The sequence below is a fragment of the Pseudomonas sp. GW822-FHT03F08 genome (assembly GCF_058801265.1).
Genome location: NZ_JBXANC010000013.1, coordinates 117,745 through 138,594, shown reverse-complemented (window position 1 = coordinate 138,594; position 20,850 = coordinate 117,745). Strand labels below are relative to the sequence as shown.

Annotated in this window: 23 protein-coding genes; 1 reads left to right on the top strand and 22 read right to left on the bottom strand. The window is 61.0% G+C overall.

Annotation, left to right across the window (positions count from 1 at the left end):
• Positions 1 to 6: 6 nt before the first annotated feature.
• The 14 genes from AC1RME_RS27210 to flhA form a co-directional block, all read right to left on the bottom strand.
• Positions 7 to 399 (bottom strand): DUF2802 domain-containing protein, encoded by a 393-nt coding sequence (locus AC1RME_RS27210; protein WP_096822158.1) that lies wholly within the window; start codon positions 397 to 399, stop codon positions 7 to 9.
• Positions 400 to 885, bottom strand: a complete 486-nt coding sequence (locus AC1RME_RS27205; protein ID WP_007959223.1) for a chemotaxis protein CheW — start codon at positions 883 to 885, stop codon at positions 400 to 402.
• Between the two features lie 84 nt (positions 886 to 969).
• On the bottom strand, positions 970 to 1,935 hold the full coding sequence (locus tag AC1RME_RS27200; RefSeq protein ID WP_493091994.1) for a CheW domain-containing protein: 966 nt from the start codon (positions 1,933 to 1,935) through the stop codon (positions 970 to 972).
• A 2-nt stretch (positions 1,936 to 1,937) separates the two neighbouring features.
• Entirely contained in the window at positions 1,938 to 2,726 is a 789-nt protein-coding gene (locus AC1RME_RS27195; protein WP_085710493.1) for a ParA family protein, read from the bottom strand.
• A gap of 43 nt (positions 2,727 to 2,769) precedes the next feature.
• Positions 2,770 to 3,660 (bottom strand): flagellar motor protein MotD, encoded by an 891-nt coding sequence (gene motD, locus AC1RME_RS27190; RefSeq protein WP_096822160.1) that lies wholly within the window; start codon positions 3,658 to 3,660, stop codon positions 2,770 to 2,772.
• 12 nt (positions 3,661 to 3,672) lie between these two features.
• The gene (locus tag AC1RME_RS27185) at positions 3,673 to 4,413 is read right to left on the bottom strand and encodes a flagellar motor protein (protein WP_096822161.1); all 741 of its coding nucleotides are present in this window, start codon (positions 4,411 to 4,413) and stop codon (positions 3,673 to 3,675) included.
• Positions 4,413 to 5,549 carry a protein-glutamate methylesterase/protein-glutamine glutaminase gene (locus tag AC1RME_RS27180; RefSeq protein ID WP_102620345.1) on the bottom strand — a complete coding sequence of 379 codons (1,137 nt, stop codon included), beginning with the start codon at positions 5,547 to 5,549 and terminating at the stop codon, positions 4,413 to 4,415. The genes AC1RME_RS27185 and AC1RME_RS27180 overlap by 1 nt, the downstream gene beginning before the upstream one ends.
• A 49-nt stretch (positions 5,550 to 5,598) precedes the next feature.
• On the bottom strand, positions 5,599 to 7,869 hold the full coding sequence (locus AC1RME_RS27175; RefSeq protein ID WP_493091993.1) for a chemotaxis protein CheA: 2,271 nt from the start codon (positions 7,867 to 7,869) through the stop codon (positions 5,599 to 5,601).
• Positions 7,870 to 7,908: 39 nt separating this feature from the next.
• Positions 7,909 to 8,697 carry a protein phosphatase CheZ gene (locus tag AC1RME_RS27170; RefSeq protein ID WP_096822164.1) on the bottom strand — a complete coding sequence of 263 codons (789 nt, stop codon included), beginning with the start codon at positions 8,695 to 8,697 and terminating at the stop codon, positions 7,909 to 7,911.
• A 17-nt stretch (positions 8,698 to 8,714) separates the two neighbouring features.
• Positions 8,715 to 9,086, bottom strand: coding sequence for a chemotaxis response regulator CheY (locus AC1RME_RS27165; RefSeq protein WP_003183998.1), 372 nt, complete (start codon positions 9,084 to 9,086; stop codon positions 8,715 to 8,717).
• Between the two features lie 167 nt (positions 9,087 to 9,253).
• Complete coding sequence (gene fliA / locus AC1RME_RS27160) at positions 9,254 to 9,994, bottom strand: RNA polymerase sigma factor FliA (RefSeq protein WP_011333070.1); 741 nt, start codon at positions 9,992 to 9,994, stop codon at positions 9,254 to 9,256.
• Positions 9,991 to 10,821 carry a flagellar synthesis regulator FleN gene (fleN, locus tag AC1RME_RS27155; protein WP_003222917.1) on the bottom strand — a complete coding sequence of 277 codons (831 nt, stop codon included), beginning with the start codon at positions 10,819 to 10,821 and terminating at the stop codon, positions 9,991 to 9,993. The genes fliA and fleN overlap by 4 nt, the downstream gene beginning before the upstream one ends.
• Before the next feature lie 113 nt (positions 10,822 to 10,934).
• Positions 10,935 to 12,275: a flagellar biosynthesis GTPase FlhF gene (gene flhF, locus AC1RME_RS27150; RefSeq protein ID WP_096822165.1), complete on the bottom strand. Its 1,341-nt coding sequence runs from the start codon at positions 12,273 to 12,275 to the stop codon at positions 10,935 to 10,937.
• 11 nt (positions 12,276 to 12,286) lie between these two features.
• On the bottom strand, positions 12,287 to 14,416 hold the full coding sequence (flhA, locus tag AC1RME_RS27145; RefSeq protein ID WP_096822166.1) for a flagellar biosynthesis protein FlhA: 2,130 nt from the start codon (positions 14,414 to 14,416) through the stop codon (positions 12,287 to 12,289).
• A 524-nt stretch (positions 14,417 to 14,940) separates the two neighbouring features.
• Between flhA and AC1RME_RS27140 the strand changes: the two genes are divergently transcribed.
• Positions 14,941 to 15,315: a DUF6124 family protein gene (locus AC1RME_RS27140; protein WP_096822167.1), complete on the top strand. Its 375-nt coding sequence runs from the start codon at positions 14,941 to 14,943 to the stop codon at positions 15,313 to 15,315.
• A 122-nt stretch (positions 15,316 to 15,437) separates the two neighbouring features.
• On the opposite strand, the gene flhB is transcribed toward AC1RME_RS27140, so the two are convergent.
• From flhB to fliL, 8 genes are read right to left on the bottom strand one after another with little or no spacing between them, the layout of a single operon-like run.
• Entirely contained in the window at positions 15,438 to 16,577 is a 1,140-nt protein-coding gene (flhB, locus tag AC1RME_RS27135) for a flagellar biosynthesis protein FlhB (protein ID WP_096822168.1), read from the bottom strand.
• A gap of 3 nt (positions 16,578 to 16,580) precedes the next feature.
• Positions 16,581 to 17,366 carry a flagellar biosynthetic protein FliR gene (gene fliR, locus AC1RME_RS27130; RefSeq protein WP_096822169.1) on the bottom strand — a complete coding sequence of 262 codons (786 nt, stop codon included), beginning with the start codon at positions 17,364 to 17,366 and terminating at the stop codon, positions 16,581 to 16,583.
• Between the two features lie 3 nt (positions 17,367 to 17,369).
• Complete coding sequence (gene fliQ / locus AC1RME_RS27125) at positions 17,370 to 17,639, bottom strand: flagellar biosynthesis protein FliQ (RefSeq protein WP_096822170.1); 270 nt, start codon at positions 17,637 to 17,639, stop codon at positions 17,370 to 17,372.
• Positions 17,636 to 18,394 (bottom strand): flagellar type III secretion system pore protein FliP, encoded by a 759-nt coding sequence (gene fliP / locus AC1RME_RS27120; RefSeq protein ID WP_096822171.1) that lies wholly within the window; start codon positions 18,392 to 18,394, stop codon positions 17,636 to 17,638. The genes fliQ and fliP overlap by 4 nt, the downstream gene beginning before the upstream one ends.
• Complete coding sequence (gene fliO / locus AC1RME_RS27115; RefSeq protein ID WP_173861342.1) at positions 18,394 to 18,852, bottom strand: flagellar biosynthetic protein FliO; 459 nt, start codon at positions 18,850 to 18,852, stop codon at positions 18,394 to 18,396. Before fliO ends, fliP begins: the two co-directional genes overlap by 1 nt.
• Entirely contained in the window at positions 18,853 to 19,311 is a 459-nt protein-coding gene (fliN, locus tag AC1RME_RS27110; RefSeq protein WP_096822173.1) for a flagellar motor switch protein FliN, read from the bottom strand.
• A 56-nt stretch (positions 19,312 to 19,367) separates the two neighbouring features.
• Positions 19,368 to 20,336 carry a flagellar motor switch protein FliM gene (gene fliM / locus AC1RME_RS27105; protein ID WP_003222890.1) on the bottom strand — a complete coding sequence of 323 codons (969 nt, stop codon included), beginning with the start codon at positions 20,334 to 20,336 and terminating at the stop codon, positions 19,368 to 19,370.
• Positions 20,337 to 20,345: 9 nt separating this feature from the next.
• On the bottom strand, positions 20,346 to 20,849 hold the full coding sequence (fliL, locus tag AC1RME_RS27100; protein WP_096822174.1) for a flagellar basal body-associated protein FliL: 504 nt from the start codon (positions 20,847 to 20,849) through the stop codon (positions 20,346 to 20,348).
• Position 20,850: the final 1 nt, after the last annotated feature.

The window sequence follows — 20,850 nt, the reverse complement described above, 5'->3', positions numbered from 1 at the left end:
GATACTTCAGTTCTTGTGCAACTTGCGCATCAACTCCGCCTCAGCCTGGGTCAACCCGCAGGACTGCGTCAGCTCATCGACACTCGCGCCCATCCCGACCAGTTTCGCCGCTTGAGCGAATGACAGGCTGGAAGGATCGCGCTGTTCGAGCTGGGCGAGCTTGTCCGGAATCGGGCCGACGACCGCGCGCAGTTCGTGCAGGGCTTCGCCCATGCGCACGTTGCCGTTCTGGTAATCGTCGACACGCTTGGCCAGGTCCTTGATGCGCTGATCACGCAGCGCATCGCCCTGGGCCTGTTGCGCAGCGATCACGCGCTGCGCCTTGATGTACGCCAGAAACATCGCCAGCGTGCCTGCCCAGAACAGGAACAGGACAATGACCGCTACCTCGAGAATCAATCAGATATTCTCCAGTTCCGACCATTCTTCTTCGCTCATCATCTTGTCCAGCTCGACCAGGATCAGCAACTCGTTGTTCTTGTTGCACACGCCCTGGATGAACTTGGCCGACTCTTCGTTACCGACGTTCGGTGCGGTTTCGATTTCCGACTGACGCAGGTAAACCACTTCAGCGACGCTGTCGACCATGATGCCCACAACCTGCTTGTCGGCTTCGATGATGACGATACGGGTGTTGTCGCTGATCTCGCCGCTCATCAGGCCGAAGCGCTGACGGGTGTCGATCACGGTCACCACGTTGCCGCGCAGGTTGATGATGCCCAGCACGTAGCTGGGTGCACCCGGAACCGGAGCGATTTCGGTGTAGCGCAGGACTTCCTGAACGCGCATCACGTTGATGCCGTAGGTTTCATTGTCCAGCTTGAAGGTTACCCATTGCAGGATCGGATCTTCGGAACCCTTTGCCGCCGTCGCCTTGTCGTTCATACCCTAGCCCCTCGAAATACCGCAATGGCGGTGTGTGTCTCGTGTGCCGGCAATGCATGCCGGCGTCTGTCTGTTATGTAAGCGTTATGTCGGTTTGTGGTTCGGCTTACTGCCGGACATGTGCTTTGCCCCACCGCTGGCGATCAACTCGGCCAGAGCGGAGACATCGAGCAAGGCGCACATGTGTTCAATCACCGTGCCCGCGAGCCATGGCCGCTGACCTCGGTGAGTCCTCCATTTGATTTCGTTCGGATCCAGACGCAACGAGCGGCTGACCTGATGCACCGCCAGCCCCCACTCGTAACCTTGTACCGAAATCACGTACTGCAGGCCCTGACGGAAATCATCGCGATAGCGATCCGGCATGACCCAGCGTGCGGTGTCCAGCACCTTCAGGTTCCCCGCCTGGCTTGGCAGGATGCCGAGGAACCATTCCGGCTGACCGAACAGCGGCGTCAGCTCATGGCCGGCCAGCGAATAGATCGAGCCGAGGCACACCAGCGGCACCGCCAGGGTCAGCCCGGCGACATCGAACAACAGGCATTCGAACGCTTCCGACGCCCAGGCCGGGCGACCATCAGTCTCTACCGGTGGCGGTGTATTGCTTGGTGGCAGATGCACTTCCACCAGCGGCGCAACCAATGCCTGCTCGACGACCTGCTCGACCGGCGCAACGACTGGCAACGGCGCGGGCGGCTCCACCGGGGCCGGCTCGGGTTGCGCTTGCAGAAGCTGGGTTTGCAGCAGCGGCGCGAGGGTCGACACCACACGCACCGGCTCGGGTTCCTTGATCAGCGGTGCGGGAGCCTTGGCCACTACAGCGGCAGGCGCTGCAACCGGGGCAGCAGGCCTGGCGGCTTTCTGCGCATCGCGGGCCTGTTCTTCAAGCACCGCGGCCTGGAACTCATCGAGCTCGGCGGTGCTTTCAACCACCTCGACAGGCGCTTCGATTTCCTGCGGGATCTCTTCCGTCACATCCTCCAGCAAGCTGTCCAGATAGGACTGCAAAGCCAGTTGCGGACGCGAAGTCAGTTTGATCGGCCGATTCATGCTCAGGCCACCTGCGGAACGAGTTGTTGCGCCAGCAGATGCTTGAGCAGCGCGCGGTAGGCCAGCACGCCACGGCTCTTGCCGTCGAATTGCGAAGGCGTGACACCGGCACGGCTGGCGTCGCGCAGACGCGTATCGACCGGGATGTAACCCTGCCAGATCTCTTCCGGGAATTTGTCGCGCAGCACGCGCAAGGTGCCCATCGACGCCTGGGTGCGGCGGTCGAACAAGGTCGGCACGATGCTGAACGGCAGCGCCTGTTTGCGCGAGCGGTTGATCATCGCCAGGGTGTTGACCATGCGCTCCAGGCCTTTGACGGCCAGGTGTTCGGTCTGCACCGGGATCACCAGTTGCTGGCTCGCGGCCAAGGCGTTGACCATCAACACGCCGAGCAACGGCGGGCTGTCGATGATCGCGTAATCGAAGTCCTGCCACAGCTGCGCCAGACTCTTGGCGATCACCAGGCCCAGGCCACTCTGCCCCGGCGACTGGCGCTCGAGGGTGGCCAGCGCGGTGCTGGACGGCAGCAGGGAAATGCGTTCATCACTGGTCGACAGCAGCAACTGGCCCGGCAGACCTTGCGGCACACTGCCCTTGTGCAGGAACAGGTCGTAGTTGCTGTGTTCCAGGCTGTCGGGGTCGTAACCGAAATAGCTGGTCATCGAGCCGTGCGGGTCGAGATCGACCACGACCACGCGTTTGCCCGCCTCTGCCAGCAAACCGGCTAAAGCGATGGAAGAAGTGGTTTTACCAACACCACCCTTTTGATTGGCGACTGCCCAGACTCTCATTCGGATTGTTCCTCCCGGCCGAGATGCTCGGCCGAGACATGGCTCAGCGTATTAATGCGGGCGACGGAGAATTGACGGCACTCTCGCGTCCCGGCGTCTTGACCGGGGTCGGTGCAGTTTGTGTGCCAGCACGCTTCAACGCGGCATCCGGTTGCGCATTGGCGGTTCCGGTGCCTGTGAGGCTGCGACGAACATCGAGATTGCGCGACACCACCAGCACCACGCGACGGTTCTTCGCCCGACCTTCGGCCGTGGCGTTGTTGGCCACCGGCTGGAATTCGCCATAGCCCACCGAGGCCAGACGGCCAGGGTTGACGCCCTGCATCGCCAGCATCCGCACGATGCTCGCCGAACGCGCCGAGGACAGTTCCCAGTTGGTCGGGTACTGCGCGGTGCGGATCGGTTGATCGTCGGTGAAGCCTTCAACGTGGATCGGGTTGTCGAACGGTTTGAGGATCGCTGCAACCTTGTCGATGATGTTGAACGCGATGTCGCTCGGCATCGCATCACCGCTGCCGAACAACAGGCTGGAGTTGAGTTCGATCTCGACCCACAGCTCGTTGCCGCGCACGGTCATCTGGTTCGAGGAAATCAGATCGCCGAACGCGGCGCTGATGTCATCGGCGATGCTTTTCAGCGGATCGCTGGCCCCGGCAATGCCGGCGTCGACCTGTTCGGCGTCCTTGACCAGCGGCTTGGCCGGGGTCACGGTCTTCGGTCGCTCGTCGCCGATCGGGATCGGCTTGAGCGAGCGGTCGGAGTCGGTGAAGACCCCGATCAGCGCTTCGGAGATGACCTTGTACTTGCCTTCGTTGATCGACGAGATGGAGTACATCACCACGAAAAAAGCGAACAGCAAGGTGATGAAGTCGGCATAGGAAACCAGCCAGCGTTCATGGTTTACATGCTCTTCATGTTGGCGACGACGTGCCATGAGGTTAGTCCCTTAATCCATGAAGCCCTGAAGCTTCAACTCGATGGAGCGTGGGTTTTCACCTTCGGCGATCGACAAAATGCCTTCCAACAACATTTCGCGATAACGCGACTGCCGCAACGCGATTGACTTCAATTTGGCTGCCACCGGCAGCAGGATCAGGTTGGCACTGGCCACACCGTAGATGGTGGCGACGAACGCCACGGCGATGCCGCTGCCCAGTTGCGTCGGATCGGCCAGGTTGCCCATCACGTGGATCAGGCCCATCACCGCACCGATGATACCGATGGTCGGCGCGTAGCCGCCCATGCTTTCAAAGACCTTGGCGGCCTCGATGTCGCGGGCTTCCTGAGTGTAGAAATCCACTTCGAGGATGCTGCGGATCGCTTCCGGCTCGGCGCCGTCGACCAGCAGTTGCAGGCCTTTGCGCGAGTAGGCATCAGGCTCGGCATCCGCCACGCCTTCCAGACCCAGCAGGCCTTCCTTGCGGGCGGTGAGGCTCCAGTTGACCACGCGGTCGATGCCGCCGGCCAGATCCACACGCGGCGGAAAGAAAATCCAGGCGAGGATCTGCATGGCGCGCTTGAACGCGCTCATCGGAGATTGCAGCAGCGCGGCACCGATGGTGCCGCCCAGCACGATCAGCGCCGCCGGACCGTTGGCCAGCGCGCCGAGGTGGCCGCCTTCAAGGTAGTTGCCGCCGATGATGGCGACAAACGCCATGATGATCCCGATAAGGCTTAGAACATCCATCAGATACACGCCTCGACGATGTGCTTGCCGATATCGTCCAGACCGTAAACCGCATCCGCGAGATCCGCTTTGACGATGGCCATCGGCATGCCGTAGATCACGCAGCTGGCTTCATCCTGGGCCCAGACCGTGCTGCCACCCTGTTTGAGCAGACGTGCGCCTTCGCGGCCGTCGGCGCCCATGCCGGTCAACACGACCGCCAGAACTTTGTCGTTGTAGGACTTCGCCGCGGAACCGAAAGTGATGTCCACGCAAGGCTTGTAGTTCAGACGCTCGTCGCCCGGCAGGATTTTCACCGCGCCACGGCCGTCGATCATCATCTGCTTGCCACCGGGTGCCAGCAGCGCCAGGCCCGGACGCAGGATGTCGCCATCCTCGGCTTCCTTGACGCTGATGCGGCAGAGCTTGTCCAGACGCTCGGCGAACGCCTTGGTGAAGGCTGCCGGCATGTGCTGGATCAGCACGATCGGCGCCGGGAAGTTGGCCGGCAACTGGGTCAGAACCCGTTGCAGGGCAACCGGTCCGCCAGTCGACGTGCCGATAGCCACCAGTTTGTAGGCTTTGCGTTTCGGCGCTGCCGACGAAGTACTGGCCGCCGGAGCGCGAGCCGGTGCAGGCGCGGGTGCCGGACGAGCCGGAGCACTGTGGCTACCAAAGCTCGACGGCGCCGCTGCCGGAGTCGGCGCAGGCGCAGGTGCAGCGGCAGGCGCCGGCGCACTGTAGGCACTGAAACGACGGTTACTGCGCGAGATGCTGTGAACCTTCTCGCACAGCAGTTGCTTGACCTTCTCCGGATTGCGGGAGATGTCTTCAAAATTCTTCGGCAGGAAATCCACCGCGCCGGCATCCAGCGCATCCAGGGTTACCCGGGCGCCTTCATGGGTCAGCGAGGAGAACATCAACACCGGGGTCGGGCAGCGCTGCATGATGTGCCGCACTGCCGTGATGCCGTCCATCATCGGCATCTCGTAGTCCATGGTGATCACGTCCGGCTTGAGGGCCAGGGCCTGATCGATCGCCTCTTTACCGTTGGTTGCCGTACCGACAACCTGGATGCTCGGATCCGCTGAAAGAATTTCCGAGACGCGGCGGCGGAAAAAACCCGAATCGTCCACCACCAGGACTTTGACTGCCATAAACACTCCATTAGGTGCAGCGGGACGTTGTCGCCCCGCCGCCCCGGATTCAAATACGCCGTGCGGCGTAACGCTTGAGCATGCTTGGAACATCGAGAATCAGCGCAATGCGGCCGTCACCGGTAATGGTGGCGCCGGACATGCCCGGGGTTCCCTGCAGCATTTTGCCCAATGGCTTGATGACCACTTCTTCCTGGCCGACCAGTTGATCGACGACGAAGCCGATCCGCTGAGTGCCCACCGAAAGGATCACCACATGGCCTTCACGCTGCTCTTCGTGAGCCGCGGAGCTGACCAGCCAGCGCTTGAGGTAGAACAATGGCAGCGCCTTGTCCCGCACGATCACCACTTCCTGGCCGTCCACCACGTTGGTGGTCGACAGGTCGAGGTGGAAGATTTCGTTGACGTTCACCAGCGGGAACGCGAACGCCTGGTTGCCGAGCATCACCATCAGGGTCGGCATGATCGCGAGCGTCAGCGGCACCTTGATGACGATTTTCGAGCCGGCGCCCTTGGTCGAGTAGATGTTGATCGAACCGTTGAGCTGGGAAATCTTGGTCTTCACCACGTCCATGCCCACACCGCGGCCGGACACGTCGGAGATCTCGGTCTTGGTCGAGAAACCCGGGGCGAAAATCAGGTTGTAGCACTCGGTGTCGCTAAGGCGATCGGCGGCATCCTTGTCCATCACACCGCGTTTCACGGCGATGGCACGCAGGACGTTCGGGTCCATGCCTTTGCCGTCGTCGGAAATCGACAGCAGGATATGGTCGCCTTCCTGCTCGGCGGCCAGGATCACCTTGCCGCCACGGGCCTTGCCCGAGGCTTCGCGCTCTTCCGGCGACTCGATACCGTGGTCGACCGCGTTGCGCACCAAGTGGACCAGCGGGTCGGCCAGTGCCTCGACGAGGTTCTTGTCGAGGTCGGTCTCTTCGCCCACCAGTTCCAGGTTGATCTCTTTCTTGAGCTGACGCGCCAGATCGCGAACCAGACGCGGGAAGCGGCCGAAGACTTTCTTGATCGGCTGCATCCGGGTCTTCATTACCGCGGTCTGCAAGTCGGCGGTAACCACGTCGAGGTTCGACACGGCCTTCTGCATCGACTCGTCGCCGCTGTTCAGGCCCAGGCGCACCAGACGGTTACGCACCAGTACCAGCTCGCCGACCATGTTCATGATTTCGTCGAGACGTGCGGTGTCCACACGAACGGTGGTTTCGGCTTCGCTCGCCGGTTTTTCCGGTGGCGGAGTCGCCGGTGCACGGGCTGGAGCCGGTGCAGCAGCGGCGGCTGGCTTGGCCGGTTCGGCTTTAGGCTCAGGCGCTTTTGCAGCAGGTTTTGCCGCAGCGGCCGGGGCCTTGGCGGCAGGCGCTGCAACAGCAGAAGCATTGCCGGCCGTCACGACGGCACCGGTGGCGACGTCAGTGAACTTGCCTTTGCCATGCAGATCGTCGAGCAGCGATTCGAACTCATGGTCGCTGATCAGATCGCTACCGGCCGCAGCCGCTGCCGGAGCAGCAGATGCAGGCACCGACGCAATCGCCGATTCCAGCGCATCGACGGCAAAGTTGCCCTTGCCGTGCAGCTGATCGAGCAAGGCTTCGAATTCGTCGTCGGTGATGTCGGAGCTGTCGCCCGCCACCGGAGCAGAAGGTGCAGCGGCTGTCGGTGCCACGGCGTCGGCCGCGAACTGGCCCTTGCCGTGCAACTGGTCGAGCAGCGACTCGAATTCGGCGTCGGTGATTTCATCACTGGCTGCTTCATCGGAAGCAGGCGCAGCGGCAGCCGCCGGGGCTTCGGCTTCGGCCTTGACGGCGTTCAGCGAGTCCAGCAACTGTTCAAATTCGTTATCGGTGATATCGCCCGAATCGCCTTCGACGACCAGTTCTTCGATCATCTCGGCAACAGGCGAAGCCGGGGCTTCATCCGCCGATTGCGGTTCAGCCAGACGCGCCAGGGCGGCCAGCAATTCCGGGGTTGCGGCAGTAATCGGGCTGCGATCGCGGACTTCGCTGAACATGCTGTTCACCGCGTCCAGCGCTTCGAGCACCACGTCCATCAGTTCTGCATCTACGCGACGTTCACCCTTGCGCAGGATGTCGAACACGTTTTCGGCGATGTGACAGCACTCCACCAGCTCATTGAGCTGAAGGAAGCCGGCGCCCCCTTTTACAGTGTGGAAACCGCGAAAAATTGCGTTGAGCAGATCTGCGTCATCCGGACGGCTTTCCAGCTCGACCAGTTGTTCGGACAGTTGCTCAAGAATCTCGCCGGCCTCAACCAGGAAATCCTGAAGGATCTCTTCATCGGCGCCGAAGCTCATTAATGGGGTGCTCCTACAGGTCTAAAAACCCAAAAAAACTCAAAATCCAAGGCTGGATAGCAAATCGTCCACATCGTCCTGACCGGACACAACGTCTTCTCGTTTATCGGCATGAATCTGCGGACCTTCACCCTGCGAGAGATGTTTTTGTGGATCTTTTTCAGCGAGCATTGCCGCACGGTCATGTTCGATGCCCGCAAAGCGGTCCACCTGACTGGCCATGAGCACGAGTTTGAGCAGATTGCTTTCGACTTCGGTGACCAATTGGGTCACGCGCTTGATCACCTGACCTGTGAGGTCCTGGTAATCCTGGGCCAGCAGAATGTCGTTGAGGTTGCTCGACACCGCGCGGTTGTCCGCGCTGCTGCGTGCCAGAAAACCGTCGACCCGACGCGCCAGCTCGCGGAACTCTTCAGCCCCGACTTCACGGCGCATGAAACGTCCCCAGTCGGCACTCAATGCCTGGGCTTCGTCAGCCAGGCCATTGACCACCGGCGTGGCGCTTTCCACCAGGTCCATGGTGCGGTTGGCCGCAGCTTCAGTCAGCTTGACCACATAGCCCAGACGCTCGGTCGCATCAGTGATCTGCGACACTTCCTCGGCCTGCGGCATATGCGGGTCGATCTGGAAGTTGACGATTGCACTGTGCAGTTCGCGCGTGAGCTTGCCCACTTCCTGGTACAGGCCACGGTCACGGGTCTGATTGAGCTCATGGATCAGTTGCACAGCGTCGCCGAACCTGCCTTTTTCAAGGCTTTCGACCAGTTCGACCGCGTGTTTTTTCAGAGTCGACTCGAAGTCGCCCTGTGAAGATTCGTTATGCTCCATAGCTCCCCCGCGCGTCATCAGCCGATGCGTTCGAAAATCTTCTCGATTTTTTCTTTCAGCGCCTGAGCCGTGAAAGGTTTGACCACGTAGCCGTTAACGCCGGCCTGGGCCGCTTCGATGATCTGCTCGCGCTTGGCTTCAGCAGTCACCATCAGCACTGGCAGGTGCTTGAGTTTTTCATCGGCGCGCACGTGACGCAGCAGGTCGATACCGGTCATGCCAGGCATGTTCCAGTCGGTCACCAGAAAGTCGATGCTGCCGCTGTTGAGCACCGGAATGGCAGTGGTGCCATCGTCGGCTTCAACGGTGTTGGTGAACCCAAGGTCACGCAACAGGTTCTTGATGATCCGCCGCATCGTTGAGAAGTCATCAACGATGAGGATTTTCATGTCTTTGTTCAATTCGACCTCCAAGCAGTCTTAAACGCGCCCAGCACCTGGACGCGCCATTTCAATCAATCCGGCAAAGCACTCGATGACTGTCTGGAGCACAACAGAGCAAGACCGGTGCCGTTCACCACCGCACCAGCCTCGTTCGCAGCGTCCCCACACTGCCTTCAGCGCGCTCGCCACTCCCCCAAACGCCCCCGCAAGCGGGCCGCGCACTGGCTGTGTAACTGGCTGACCCGCGATTCACTGACGCCAAGGACTTCACCGATTTCCTTGAGGTTCAGCTCTTCGTCGTAGTACAGCGCCAACACCAGTCGCTCACGCTCCGGCAAATTGGCAATCGCGTCCGCCAACGCAGCCTGGAAGCGCTCATCTTCCAGATCGCGCGACGGCTCAAGATGAGCACTTGCGCCATCCTCGTGCAGCCCTTCGTGTTCGCCGTCCTGCAACAGGTCGTCGAAACTGAACAGTCGGCTGCCCAGGGTGTCGTTCAAAATCCCGTAGTAATCGTCGAGACTCAATTGGAGTTCGGCCGCAACCTCGTGATCTTTAGCGTCACGGCCGGTTTTAGCTTCAATCGAGCGAATCGCGTCGCTGACCATACGGGTGTTGCGGTGAACCGAGCGCGGTGCCCAGTCCCCCTTGCGTACTTCATCGAGCATGGCGCCGCGGATCCGGATGCCCGCGTACGTTTCGAAACTGGCGCCTTTGCTGGCGTCGTATTTGGTCGAGACTTCGAGCAGGCCGATCATCCCGGCCTGGATCAGGTCTTCGACCTGCACACTGGCCGGCAATCGCGCCAGCAAGTGGTAAGCAATGCGTTTGACCAGTGGCGCGTAACGCTCGATCAGCTCGTACTGCGCGTCACGTGCCGACTTCTTGTAGAAATTCATACCGCTGGCGGTCATAGCACAGGTCCTGCCGTTTGCTGCACGAGGCGCTCGACGAAAAATTCGAGGTGGCCGCGCGGATTGGCGGGCAGCGGCCAGGTGTCGACCTTTTGCGCGATCGCCTTGAACGCCAGTGCGCACTTGGAACGCGGGAAGGCTTCATAGACCGCACGCTGCTTCTGCACCGCCTTGCGCACGCTTTCGTCGTAAGGCACCGCACCGACGTATTGTAGGGCGACGTCGAGGAAGCGATCCGTGACCTTGGTCAACTTGGCGAACAGATTGCGACCTTCCTGCGGGCTCTGGGCCATGTTGGCCAGGACGCGGAAGCGGTTCATGCCGTAATCGCGGTTCAGCAGTTTGATCAGGGCGTAGGCGTCGGTGATCGAGGTCGGCTCGTCGCAGACCACCAGCAACACTTCCTGGGCTGCGCGAACGAAACTGACTACCGAGTCACCAATACCCGCAGCGGTGTCGATCACCAGTACGTCGAGATTGTCGCCGATGTCGCTGAACGCCTGAATCAGACCGGCATGCTGGGCCGGGCTCAGGTGAACCATGCTCTGCGTGCCGGAAGCGGCCGGCACGATGCGGATCCCGCCGGGGCCTTGCAACAGCACGTCGCGCAGCTCGCAGCGGCCCTCGATCACATCGGCCAGGGTACGTTTGGGCGTGAGGCCCAGCAGAACGTCGACGTTCGCCAGACCCAGGTCGGCGTCCAGCAGCATGACCCGACGGCCAAGCTCTGCCAGCGCCAGGGACAAGTTCACTGACACGTTAGTCTTGCCGACGCCACCTTTGCCGCCGGTCACCGCGATCACCTGTACGGGATGCATGCTGCCCATGTTATTTCTTTACCTTGTCTTGCATAGACGGAGGCCACATTACTGGCTGCGCGTTCACAACCGGAACAATGCATGGCAGACCATCGATGTAGGTACAAAAACTGTTCATTACCTCAGCCAACCTGCTTGGTGGGACTGTGGTAGATATCAGCGAACATGTCAGCCATGGCTTCTTCGCTGGGTTCTTCCTGCATTTGCACGCTGACGGCGCGGCTGACCAATTGATGACGGCGCGGCAGATGCAGATCATCCGGAATCCGTGGGCCGTCGGTCAGGTAGGCGACCGGCAGTTCATGACTGATCGCCAGGCTCAGCACTTCGCCAAGGCTGGCCGTCTCATCCAGTTTAGTCAGGATGCACCCGGCGAGCCCGCAACGCTTGTAACTGTGATAAGCGGCGGTTAGAACCTGTTTCTGGCTGGTGGTTGCCAGTACCAGATAATTTTTCGACCGAATGCCACGACCGGCCAGGCTTTCCAGCTGCATGCGCAGTGCCGGATCGCTGGCCTGCAGGCCGGCGGTATCGATCAGCACAACGCGTTTGCGCAGCAGTGGATCCAGCGCCTGCACCAGGGACTGGCCCGGGTCGACGTGGGTCACCGACACATTGAGGATCCGGCCCAGGGTTTTCAACTGTTCCTGAGCACCGATGCGGAAGCTGTCCATGCTCACCAGCGCAATGTTCTGCGCGCCGTACTTGAGCACGTAACGGGCGGCCAGTTTGGCCAGGGTGGTGGTCTTGCCCATGCCGGCCGGACCGACCATGGCAATGATCCCGCCCTCTTCCAGCGGCTCGACTTCCGGCGTGGCGATCATCCGCGCCAGGTGCGCCAGCAACATGCGCCAGGCCTGACGAGGTTCTTCGATATCGCTGGTCAGCGCCAGCAGGTCGCGGGACAACGGGCCGGACAAGCCGATGCGTTGCAGACGACGATAAAGGTTCGCCTGAGCCGGACGGCTGCCTTGCAGCTGATTCCAGGCCAGAGTGCCGAGCTGCACTTCCATCAGCTCGCGCAGGCTGTTGAGTTCGAAACGCATCGAATCCAGCGCACGCGGATCAACGCCAGCGGCAGCCGGCGCAGGTGCCGGAGCTGGACGCGCCGGAGCAGCGTAAGTCGGTTCTGTCAGAGGCTCGGCAGCCGTCAGCGGCAGGCCGGCGGTCAATGGCAGACCGGAGAACAACTGGCGATTGGTGTTGCCGTCGGCTTCACCACGCATGCTCAGTTCGGCCTGGGCGGTGACGATGCGCGACTGGGTCTTGCGCAGCTCGTCTTCGAGTTCCATGTTCGGAACCCGTGGCGCCAGCGCCGACAGTTTGTAATCCAGCGCCGCCGTCAGCTCGACGCCGCCGGCAATGCGGCGGTTGCCAATGATGGCGGCATCAGCGCCCAGCTCATCACGAACCAGCTTCATGGCCTGACGCATATCGGCGGCGAAAAAACGCTTAACTTGCATAAACCACTACCTCAGCCGTTGGGCCCTACTGTCGCAACGATGGTCACTTGCTTGTTGTCCGGAATTTCCTGGTAGGCCAGCACATGCAGTCCAGGGACTGCCAGGCGGCCAAAGCGCGAGAGCATCGCGCGAACCGGGCCTGCTACCAACAGGATCACCGGCTGACCTTGCATTTCCTGACGCTGCGCCGCTTCGATGAGCGAACGCTGCAGCTTCTCGGCCATGCTTGGCTCCAGCAGAACGCCCTCTTCCGAGCCTTGTCCTGCCTTCTGCAGACTATTGAGCAATATTTGTTCCAACCTTGGCTCCAGCGTGATAACTGGCAGCTCCGACTCAGTCCCTACAATGCTTTGGACGATGGCGCGAGAAACGCCGACCCGCACAGCGGCCACCAAAGCGGCGGTATCTTGACTCTTGGCGGCATTGTTGGCGATGGCTTCGGCAATGCTGCGGATGTCGCGCACCGGCACGTGTTCGGCCAGCAGTGCTTGCAGCACCTTGAGCAGTTGCGACAGCGACACCACACCCGGCACCAGCTCTTCCGCCAGTTTTGGCGAGCTCTTGGCCAGCAATTGCATGAGTTGCTGCACTTCTTCGTGGCCGATCAGCTCACTGGAGTGCTTGTACAGAATCTGGTTCAAGTGCGTGGCGACCACGGTGCTGGCGTCCACCACGGTGTAACCGAGCGATTGTGCCTGGGCGCGCTGGCTGACTTCGATCCACACCGCCTCCAGGCCGAAAGCCGGATCTTTGGCGGTAATGCCGTTGAGCGTGCCGTAGACCTGCCCCGGGTTGATCGCCAGTTCGCGATCCGGGTAGATCTCGGCTTCGGCCAGGATCACGCCCATCAGGGTCAGGCGATAGGCACTCGGCGCCAGGTCGAGGTTGTCGCGGATGTGCACGGTCGGCATCAGGAAGCCCAGATCCTGCGAGAGTTTCTTGCGCACGCCCTTGATCCGCGCCAGCAATTGCCCGCCCTGGTTGCGGTCCACCAGCGGAATCAGGCGATAACCGACTTCCAGGCCGATCATGTCGATTGGCGTCACGTCGTCCCAGCCCAGCTCCTTGGTTTCCATGGCGCGGGCCGGCGAAGGCAGCAGCTCCTGCTGACGCTGAACCTCTTGCAGCGCCTGCACCTTGGCGACGTTCTGCTTTTTCCAGAACAGGTACGCGCCACCAGCCGCCAGGGCCGCCATGCTCAGGAAGGAGAAGTGCGGCATGCCCGGCACCAGGCCCATGACCGCCATCAGACCGGCCGCCACCGCCAGCGCTTTCGGCGAGGCGAACATCTGGCGATTGATCTGCTTGCCCATGTCTTCCGAACCGGAAGCACGGGTCACCATGATCGCTGCCGCTGTAGATAACAACAGTGATGGCAATTGCGCCACTAAACCGTCACCGATGGTCAGCAAGGCGTAAACCTTGCCCGCGTCAGCGAAGGTCATGTTGTGCTGGAAGATACCGACGGCCATGCCGCCGATGAGGTTGATGAACAGAATCAGCAGGCCGGCGATGGCGTCACCGCGAACGAACTTGCTGGCACCGTCCATCGAACCGTAGAACTCTGCCTCTTGGGCAACTTCAGAACGGCGGGCCTTGGCCTGGTTCTGGTCGATCAGACCGGCGTTGAGGTCGGCGTCGATTGCCATTTGTTTGCCGGGCATCGCGTCGAGGGTGAAACGCGCGCTCACCTCGGAAATCCGCCCGGCACCCTTGGTGACCACGACGAAGTTGATGATCATCAAAATCGCGAAGACCACGATACCGACCACGTAGTTACCGCCGATCACCACCTCACCGAAGGCCTGGATCACCTTACCGGCAGCGGCGTGGCCATCCTGACCGTGGAGCATCACCACCCGCGTCGACGCCACGTTCAGCGCCAGTCGCAACAGCGTCGCCACCAGCAGGATCGTCGGGAACACCGCGAAATCCAGCGGCCGCAACGCGTACACGCAGACCAGCAGCACGACGATCGACAGGGCAATGTTGAAGGTGAAGAAGACGTCGAGCAGGAACGGCGGCACCGGCAACATCATCATCGCCAGCATGACCAGCAGCAACAGCGGCACACCCAGATTGCCCCGACTGAGATCGGCAATGTTCGAGCGAGCACTGTTGATTAACTGAGAGCGATCCACCGGTTTTCCCCGTTCCTTTAAAGCAAACTTTTGACGCCCGAAGCAGGCGCACGGCGGCTACTGCAAGAAGCCTTCCAACTTTTGCCGATGATTGAAACAGAGGGGTTTGAGCGCGGTTTTTCTGCTGGGCGGGATGTTGCCTTCGCAAGAAGTCAGCAAAAAGTACCTTTTAAACTCGGGTGTTTAAAAGACACCTTCAGACACGCCTTACAGGCTACGAATCCTTGCGCCGTTGCCTACAGCTACGCCAGAATCCGCCGGCTTGTGCGCCTTGGGGTCGGGTTCTATTGTGGGTCGGTCGCTGACGAATCAGCGATCGGGTTTAGCGACTCGAATCATAAATAGGTGCACCAGCGCTCCATGCCTTGTCGCAGACTCAATGTCTGCAACTCCGCTATGGTGGCTGTATGCGGGAGACCCTCGGGTCTGCCGGGTGCCTATAACCGGTTCGCTAACCCGCGTACAGCCGCCACCTTCCTGTTTAGCGACAGTTCAGGGCGGCTCCACTTTATAGGAGCTTCACCATGATCAAACCAACACCCAATCCCCCCGAAACCGACCCCGCCTCGCCCTACGAATCCCTCGATTCCAGAAAGCTTCACGAAGCCGCCGACCGCGCCCTCGATCACTATCTCTGCCCGCCCGGCTCCACGCCACCACCGCGCAAAACCCGCAGAATGTATGCCGTCACCGCAGACTTCAAAAACGAAGAGCTGCTGGTCGAGCTCTGCGAAACCCTCGCTTCTGCCAGAACCATCGCCAATGACTTCGCCCATCTCATGCCCGCCTCGCAGCGCAGGACGCTGATGGGCATCGGGCAATTGATCATGCTCGGGGAACTGGCAGCGAATCGGGTGCTGAATAATCTGGAACTACCGCCGTCGCAGATCCCCATGTAAAGACTTGAGTGATGTGTCGCGGCTGCTGATCGCGTAAGCGACCTCACAAGCAACACAGGTCATCGGGCATAAAAAAACCGCCACCGGGCTCAACCGGAGGCGGTTTTTTTGCTTCATCACCATCAGGAATCGCGCCGCAGATCCGGCGGGATCGGCAGATCGTCCTTGAGCGGTTCCGGGAACTTGCCCTTGCCTGCGCGGTGCTGGCGGATCTGGTAGACGTAGGCCAGTACCTGTGCGACCGCCAGGTACAGACCGCCGGGAATTTCTTCTTCCAGCTCGGTGGAGTAGTAGATCGAACGCGCCAGGGCCGGCGATTCGAGCAGCATGACGTTGTTGGCCACGGCGATTTCGCGGATTTTCAGCGCCAGGAAGTCGCTGCCCTTGGCCAGCAGCATCGGCGCCCCGCCCTTCTCCGAGTCGTATTTGAGCGCCACGGCGTAGTGCGTCGGGTTGGTGATGACCACGTCGGCATCCGGGATCGCCGCCATCATCCGCCGCTGCGACATCTCGCGCTGGACCTGACGAATCCGCTGTTTGACCTCCGGCCGACCTTCCTGGTCCTTGTGCTCGTCGCGCACTTCCTGCTTGGTCATCTTGAGCTTTTTAATGCTCTCCCAGAGCTGCACCGGGACGTCGACGGCCGCGATGATGATCAAACCGCACGCCATCCACAAAGTGCTCCAGCCCACCAGTTGCAGACTGTGAATGATCGCCCGGTCCAGCGGTTCGTGGGCAATGCGCAACAAGTCGTCGACATCCCCGGACAACACCACCAGCGCCACCGCCAGAATGATCAGAAACTTGGCCAGCGCCTTGAGCAGTTCGATCACCGACTTCATGGAGAACATGCGCTTGAGACCCGCGCCAGGGTTCATCCGACTGAACTTGGGTGCCAGGGAACCCGCAGCAAACAGCCAGCCGCCGAGCGCGATCGGCCCCAGAAACGCCGCCAGCAGCAAGGTGATCATGATCGGTTGGATCGCCACCAGTGCGATCACCCCGGAATTCATCAGGAACTTGCCCATGGAGCTCTGATCCATGATGACTTCGCGCGACAGCGTGAAATTCAGGCGCATCAGCTCCATCAAGTCCTGCGCCAACATGCCGCCGAACACCAGCAGCGCACCGGAGCCGGCGAGCATGATCGCCAAGGTGTTGAGTTCCTTGGAGCGCGCAATCTCGCCTTTTTCCCGGGAGTCCTTCTTGCGCTTCTCCGTGGGGTCTTCTGTTTTATCCTGACCGCTCTCGCTCTCTGCCATGACTCAGCGCGCCTGTGCCAGTTCGCGTAGCAACTGCAAGGCCTCGACGGCCAGCGGCTGATACTGATTGAGAATGTCCGCCAGCCCGACCCAGACAATGAACAGGCCGAGCACGAGGGTCAGCGGGAAGCCGATCGAGAAGATGTTCAGTTGCGGCGCCGCCCGGGTCATCACACCGAATGCAATGTTGACCACCAACAGCGCAGTGACAGCCGGCAGCACCAGCATCAATGCCGCGCCCAGCACCCAGCCGAGCTTGCCGGCCAGCTCCCAGTAATGCGCGGTCATCAGACCCGCGCCGACCGGCAGCGTGGTGAAGCTTTCAGTCAGCACCTCAAAGACTACAAGGTGACCGTTCATGCCGAGGAACAACAGCGTCACCAGCATGGTGAAGAACTGCCCGATCACCGCCACCGACACGCCGTTGGTGGGGTCGATCATCGAGGCGAAGCCCATGCCCATCTGAATCGCAACGATCTGCCCCGCGACCACGAAGGCCTGGAAGAACAGCTGCAAGGAGAAGCCCAACACGGCGCCGACCAGGATCTGCTCGGCAATCAACAGCAAGCCACTGAGATCGAGCGGACTGACGGCCGGCATCGGCGGCAGGCTCGGCGCGATCACCACGGTGATCGCGAGGGCGAGGTAGAGACGGACGCGTTTGGGAACCAGCGTGGTGCCGAACACCGGCATCACCATCAGCATCGAGCCGATGCGAAACAGCGGCAGCATGAACGTCGCCACCCAGGTGCTGATCTGCGTGTCGGTCAACTGAAGCAGCGACTGCATGACTCAGCCGATGACCAGCGGAATGTTTTTGTACAGCTGGATGATGTATTCCATGAAGGTCTGGATGATCCACGGACCGCCGACAATCAGGGTCACCAGCATCACCAGCAGACGCGGCAGAAAGCTCAGGGTCTGTTCGTTGATCTGCGTGGCGGCCTGGAACATCGACACCAGCAGGCCCACCAGCAGACTCGGGATCACCAGAATCGCGACCATCATCGTGGTCAGCCACAAGGCTTCGCGAAAAATGTCGACCGCAACTTCTGGCGTCATGGCGATACACCTCCGAAACTGCTGGCCAGGGTGCCGATGATCAGCGCCCACCCATCCACCAGCACGAACAGCATGATCTTGAACGGCAGGGAAATGATCAGCGGCGACAGCATCATCATACCCATCGCCATCAGCACACTCGCCACGACCAGGTCGATGATGAGGAACGGAATGAAGATCATGAAGCCGATCTGGAACGCGGTTTTCAGTTCAGACGTGACGAAGGCCGGCACCAGAATGGTCAGCGGTGCCTGATCAGGCGTCGCGATATCGGTGCGCTTGGACAGGCGCATGAACAGCTCCAGATCGCTGGAACGCGTCTGCGCGAGCATGAAGTCCTTGATCGGCACCTGAGCCTTTTCCACCGCTTGCTGGGCGGTGAGTTTCTCCGCCAGATACGGTTGCAGGGCGTCGTTGTTCACCCGGTCAAACACCGGGGCCATGATGAACATGGTCAGGAACAGCGCCATGCCGGTGAGGATCTGGTTCGACGGCGTCTGTTGCAGACCGAGGGCCTGACGCAGGATCGAGAAAACGATGATGATCCGGGTGAAGCTGGTCATCAGGATGACGGCGGCCGGAATGAAGCTCAGCGCCGTCATGATCAGCAGGATCTGCAGGCTGACCGAATATTCCTGCGCACCGTTGGCATTGGTGCCCAGGGTGATCGCCGGGATCGACAACGGATCGGCGGCGAACGCCAGTGGCGCGGCCAACATCAAGGCCAGGGTCAAGACGATGCGCAACGCACCCATTACTTCGTATCCTTTTGATCCTTGCCGAGGATCTTCAACAGATGCTGGGCAAATTCCGGAGTCGCTTTTTCGGAGGTCGCCGGGACGTCCACCGGTTCCTTGAGTACGTGCAGCGCGGTGATCGTGCCGGGGCTGAGACCCAGCAGGATCTGCTCCTTGCCGACCTGCACCAGCATCAGTCGGTCACGCGGACCGAGCGCCCGGGAACCGATCAGCTCGATCACCTGGCCCTTGCCCGCCGGGCCTGCCTGCTGCACCCGGCGCAATAGCCAGGCGAGGAAGAAGATCAACCCCAGCACCAGCAACAGGCCGAACACCAGCTGCGTCAATTGCCCGGCGACACCGCTGTTGACCGCAGGCGTCACCGCCGCCGCAGTGGCAGCCGCCGGCTCGGCGGCCATCACGATCGATGGCAGCGCCAGCGCCGAGGCCAGCAAAGAACCCAGAACCTTTTTCACTCAGCGCAGCTTCTTGATGCGTTCGCTTGGGCTGATCACGTCGGTCAGGCGGATGCCGAACTTTTCGTTGACCACAACCACTTCACCGTGAGCGATGAGGGTGCCGTTGACCAGCACGTCCAGCGGCTCGCCGGCCAGACGATCGAGCTCGATCACCGAACCCTGGTTGAGTTGCAGCAGGTTGCGGATGTTGATGTCGGTGCTGCCCACTTCCATCGAGATCGACACCGGAATGTCGAGAATCACGTCCAGGTTCGGACCGTCGAGGGTCACCGGATCGTTGTTCTTCGGCACGCTGCCGAACTCTTCCATCGGCAGACGGTTGGAGCTCGAAACACCAGCGTCGGCGGCCAGCAGCGCGTCGATGTCGGCCTGCCCGGCTTCACCGGTTTCTTCCAGGGCGGCAGCCCACTCGTCGGCCAGTGCCTGATCGTCCTGGGCGTTCATATCGTCGTTCATCATTTGTCCTCGGCGGGCAACAATTCAGTTAAATGCGAAAGGGGTGTTGCGCCGCTTCAGCGGCGCTCGATCGGCTCGATCACCTGCAACGCGAGGTTGCCTTTGTGCGAGCCCATCTTGACCTTGAAGGCCGGCACGCCGTTGGCGCGCATGATCATGTCTTCCGGCATCTCGACCGGGATCACGTCACCCGGCTGCATGTGCAGGATGTCGCGCAGTTTCAACTGGCGGCGAGCCACGGTGGCACCGATCGGCACGTCGACATCGAGGACGTCCTGACGCAGGGCGTTGACCCAGCGCTCGTCCTGGTCGTCGAGGTCCGACTGGAAACCGGCGTCGAGCATTTCGCGCACCGGCTCGATCATCGAGTACGGCATGGTCACGTGCAGGTCGCCGCCACCGCCGTCGAGTTCGATGTGGAACGTGGAAACCACGATCGCTTCGCTCGGGCCGACGATGTTGGCCATGGCCGGGTTCACTTCCGAGTTGATGTACTCGAAGTTGACTTCCATGATCGCCTGCCAGGCTTCTTTCAGGTCGACGAACGCCTGCTCCAGCACCATGCGCACCACGCGCAGTTCGGTCGGGGTGAATTCACGCCCTTCGATCTTGGCGTGACGGCCGTCGCCGCCGAAGAAGTTGTCCACCAGCTTGAACACCAGTTTGGCGTCGAGGATGAACAGCGCGGTGCCGCGCAGGGGTTTGATCTTGACCAGGTTGAGACTGGTCGGCACGTACAGCGAGTGCACGTATTCGCCGAACTTCATCACCTGTACGCCACCGACGGCAACGTCCGCCGAGCGGCGCAGCATGTTGAACATGCTGATGCGGGTGTAACGGGCAAAACGCTCGTTGATCATCTCAAGAGTCGGCATGCGTCCGCGGACGATGCGATCCTGGCTGGTCAGGTCGTAGCTTTTGACACTGCCGGGTTCGGCAGCGTTATCGGTCTGTACCAGACCATCGTCGACGCCATGCAACAGCGCGTCGATTTCATCCTGGGACAGCAGATCCTGCACGGCCATGTCGTGTTCCTACTGCAGTACGAAATTAGTGAAAAGCAACTGTTCGATCACCACTTTGCCCAGCTCTTTCTGCGCCACTTCCTGGACGCTGGCCGTGGCCTTCTGACGCAACATCTCTTGACCGACCGGCGTCGCCAAAGTGGCGAAGTCCTGACCGGAGAAGAGCATCACCAGGTTGTTGCGGATCACCGGCATGTGCACTTTGAGCGCTTCAAGATCGGCCTGGTTGCGCGCCAGCATGGTGATGCTCACCTGCATGTAGCGCTGACGGCCGTTCTGGTTGTAGTTGGCCACGAAGGCCGGCGCCATCGGCTCGAAAATCGCCGGCTGCTTGCCGACCGGAGCGGTTTCCGCGGCAGCCGCAGGTTTGCTCTGGGCGCTGTGCATGAAGAACCACGTCGCCCCCACAGACGCGCCGATGGCCAGCAGCAACCCGAGCACGATCACAATGATCATCTTGAGTTTGCCTTTGGTTGCGGGGTCTTTTACTGCTGCTGCTTCGCTCTTCGCCATG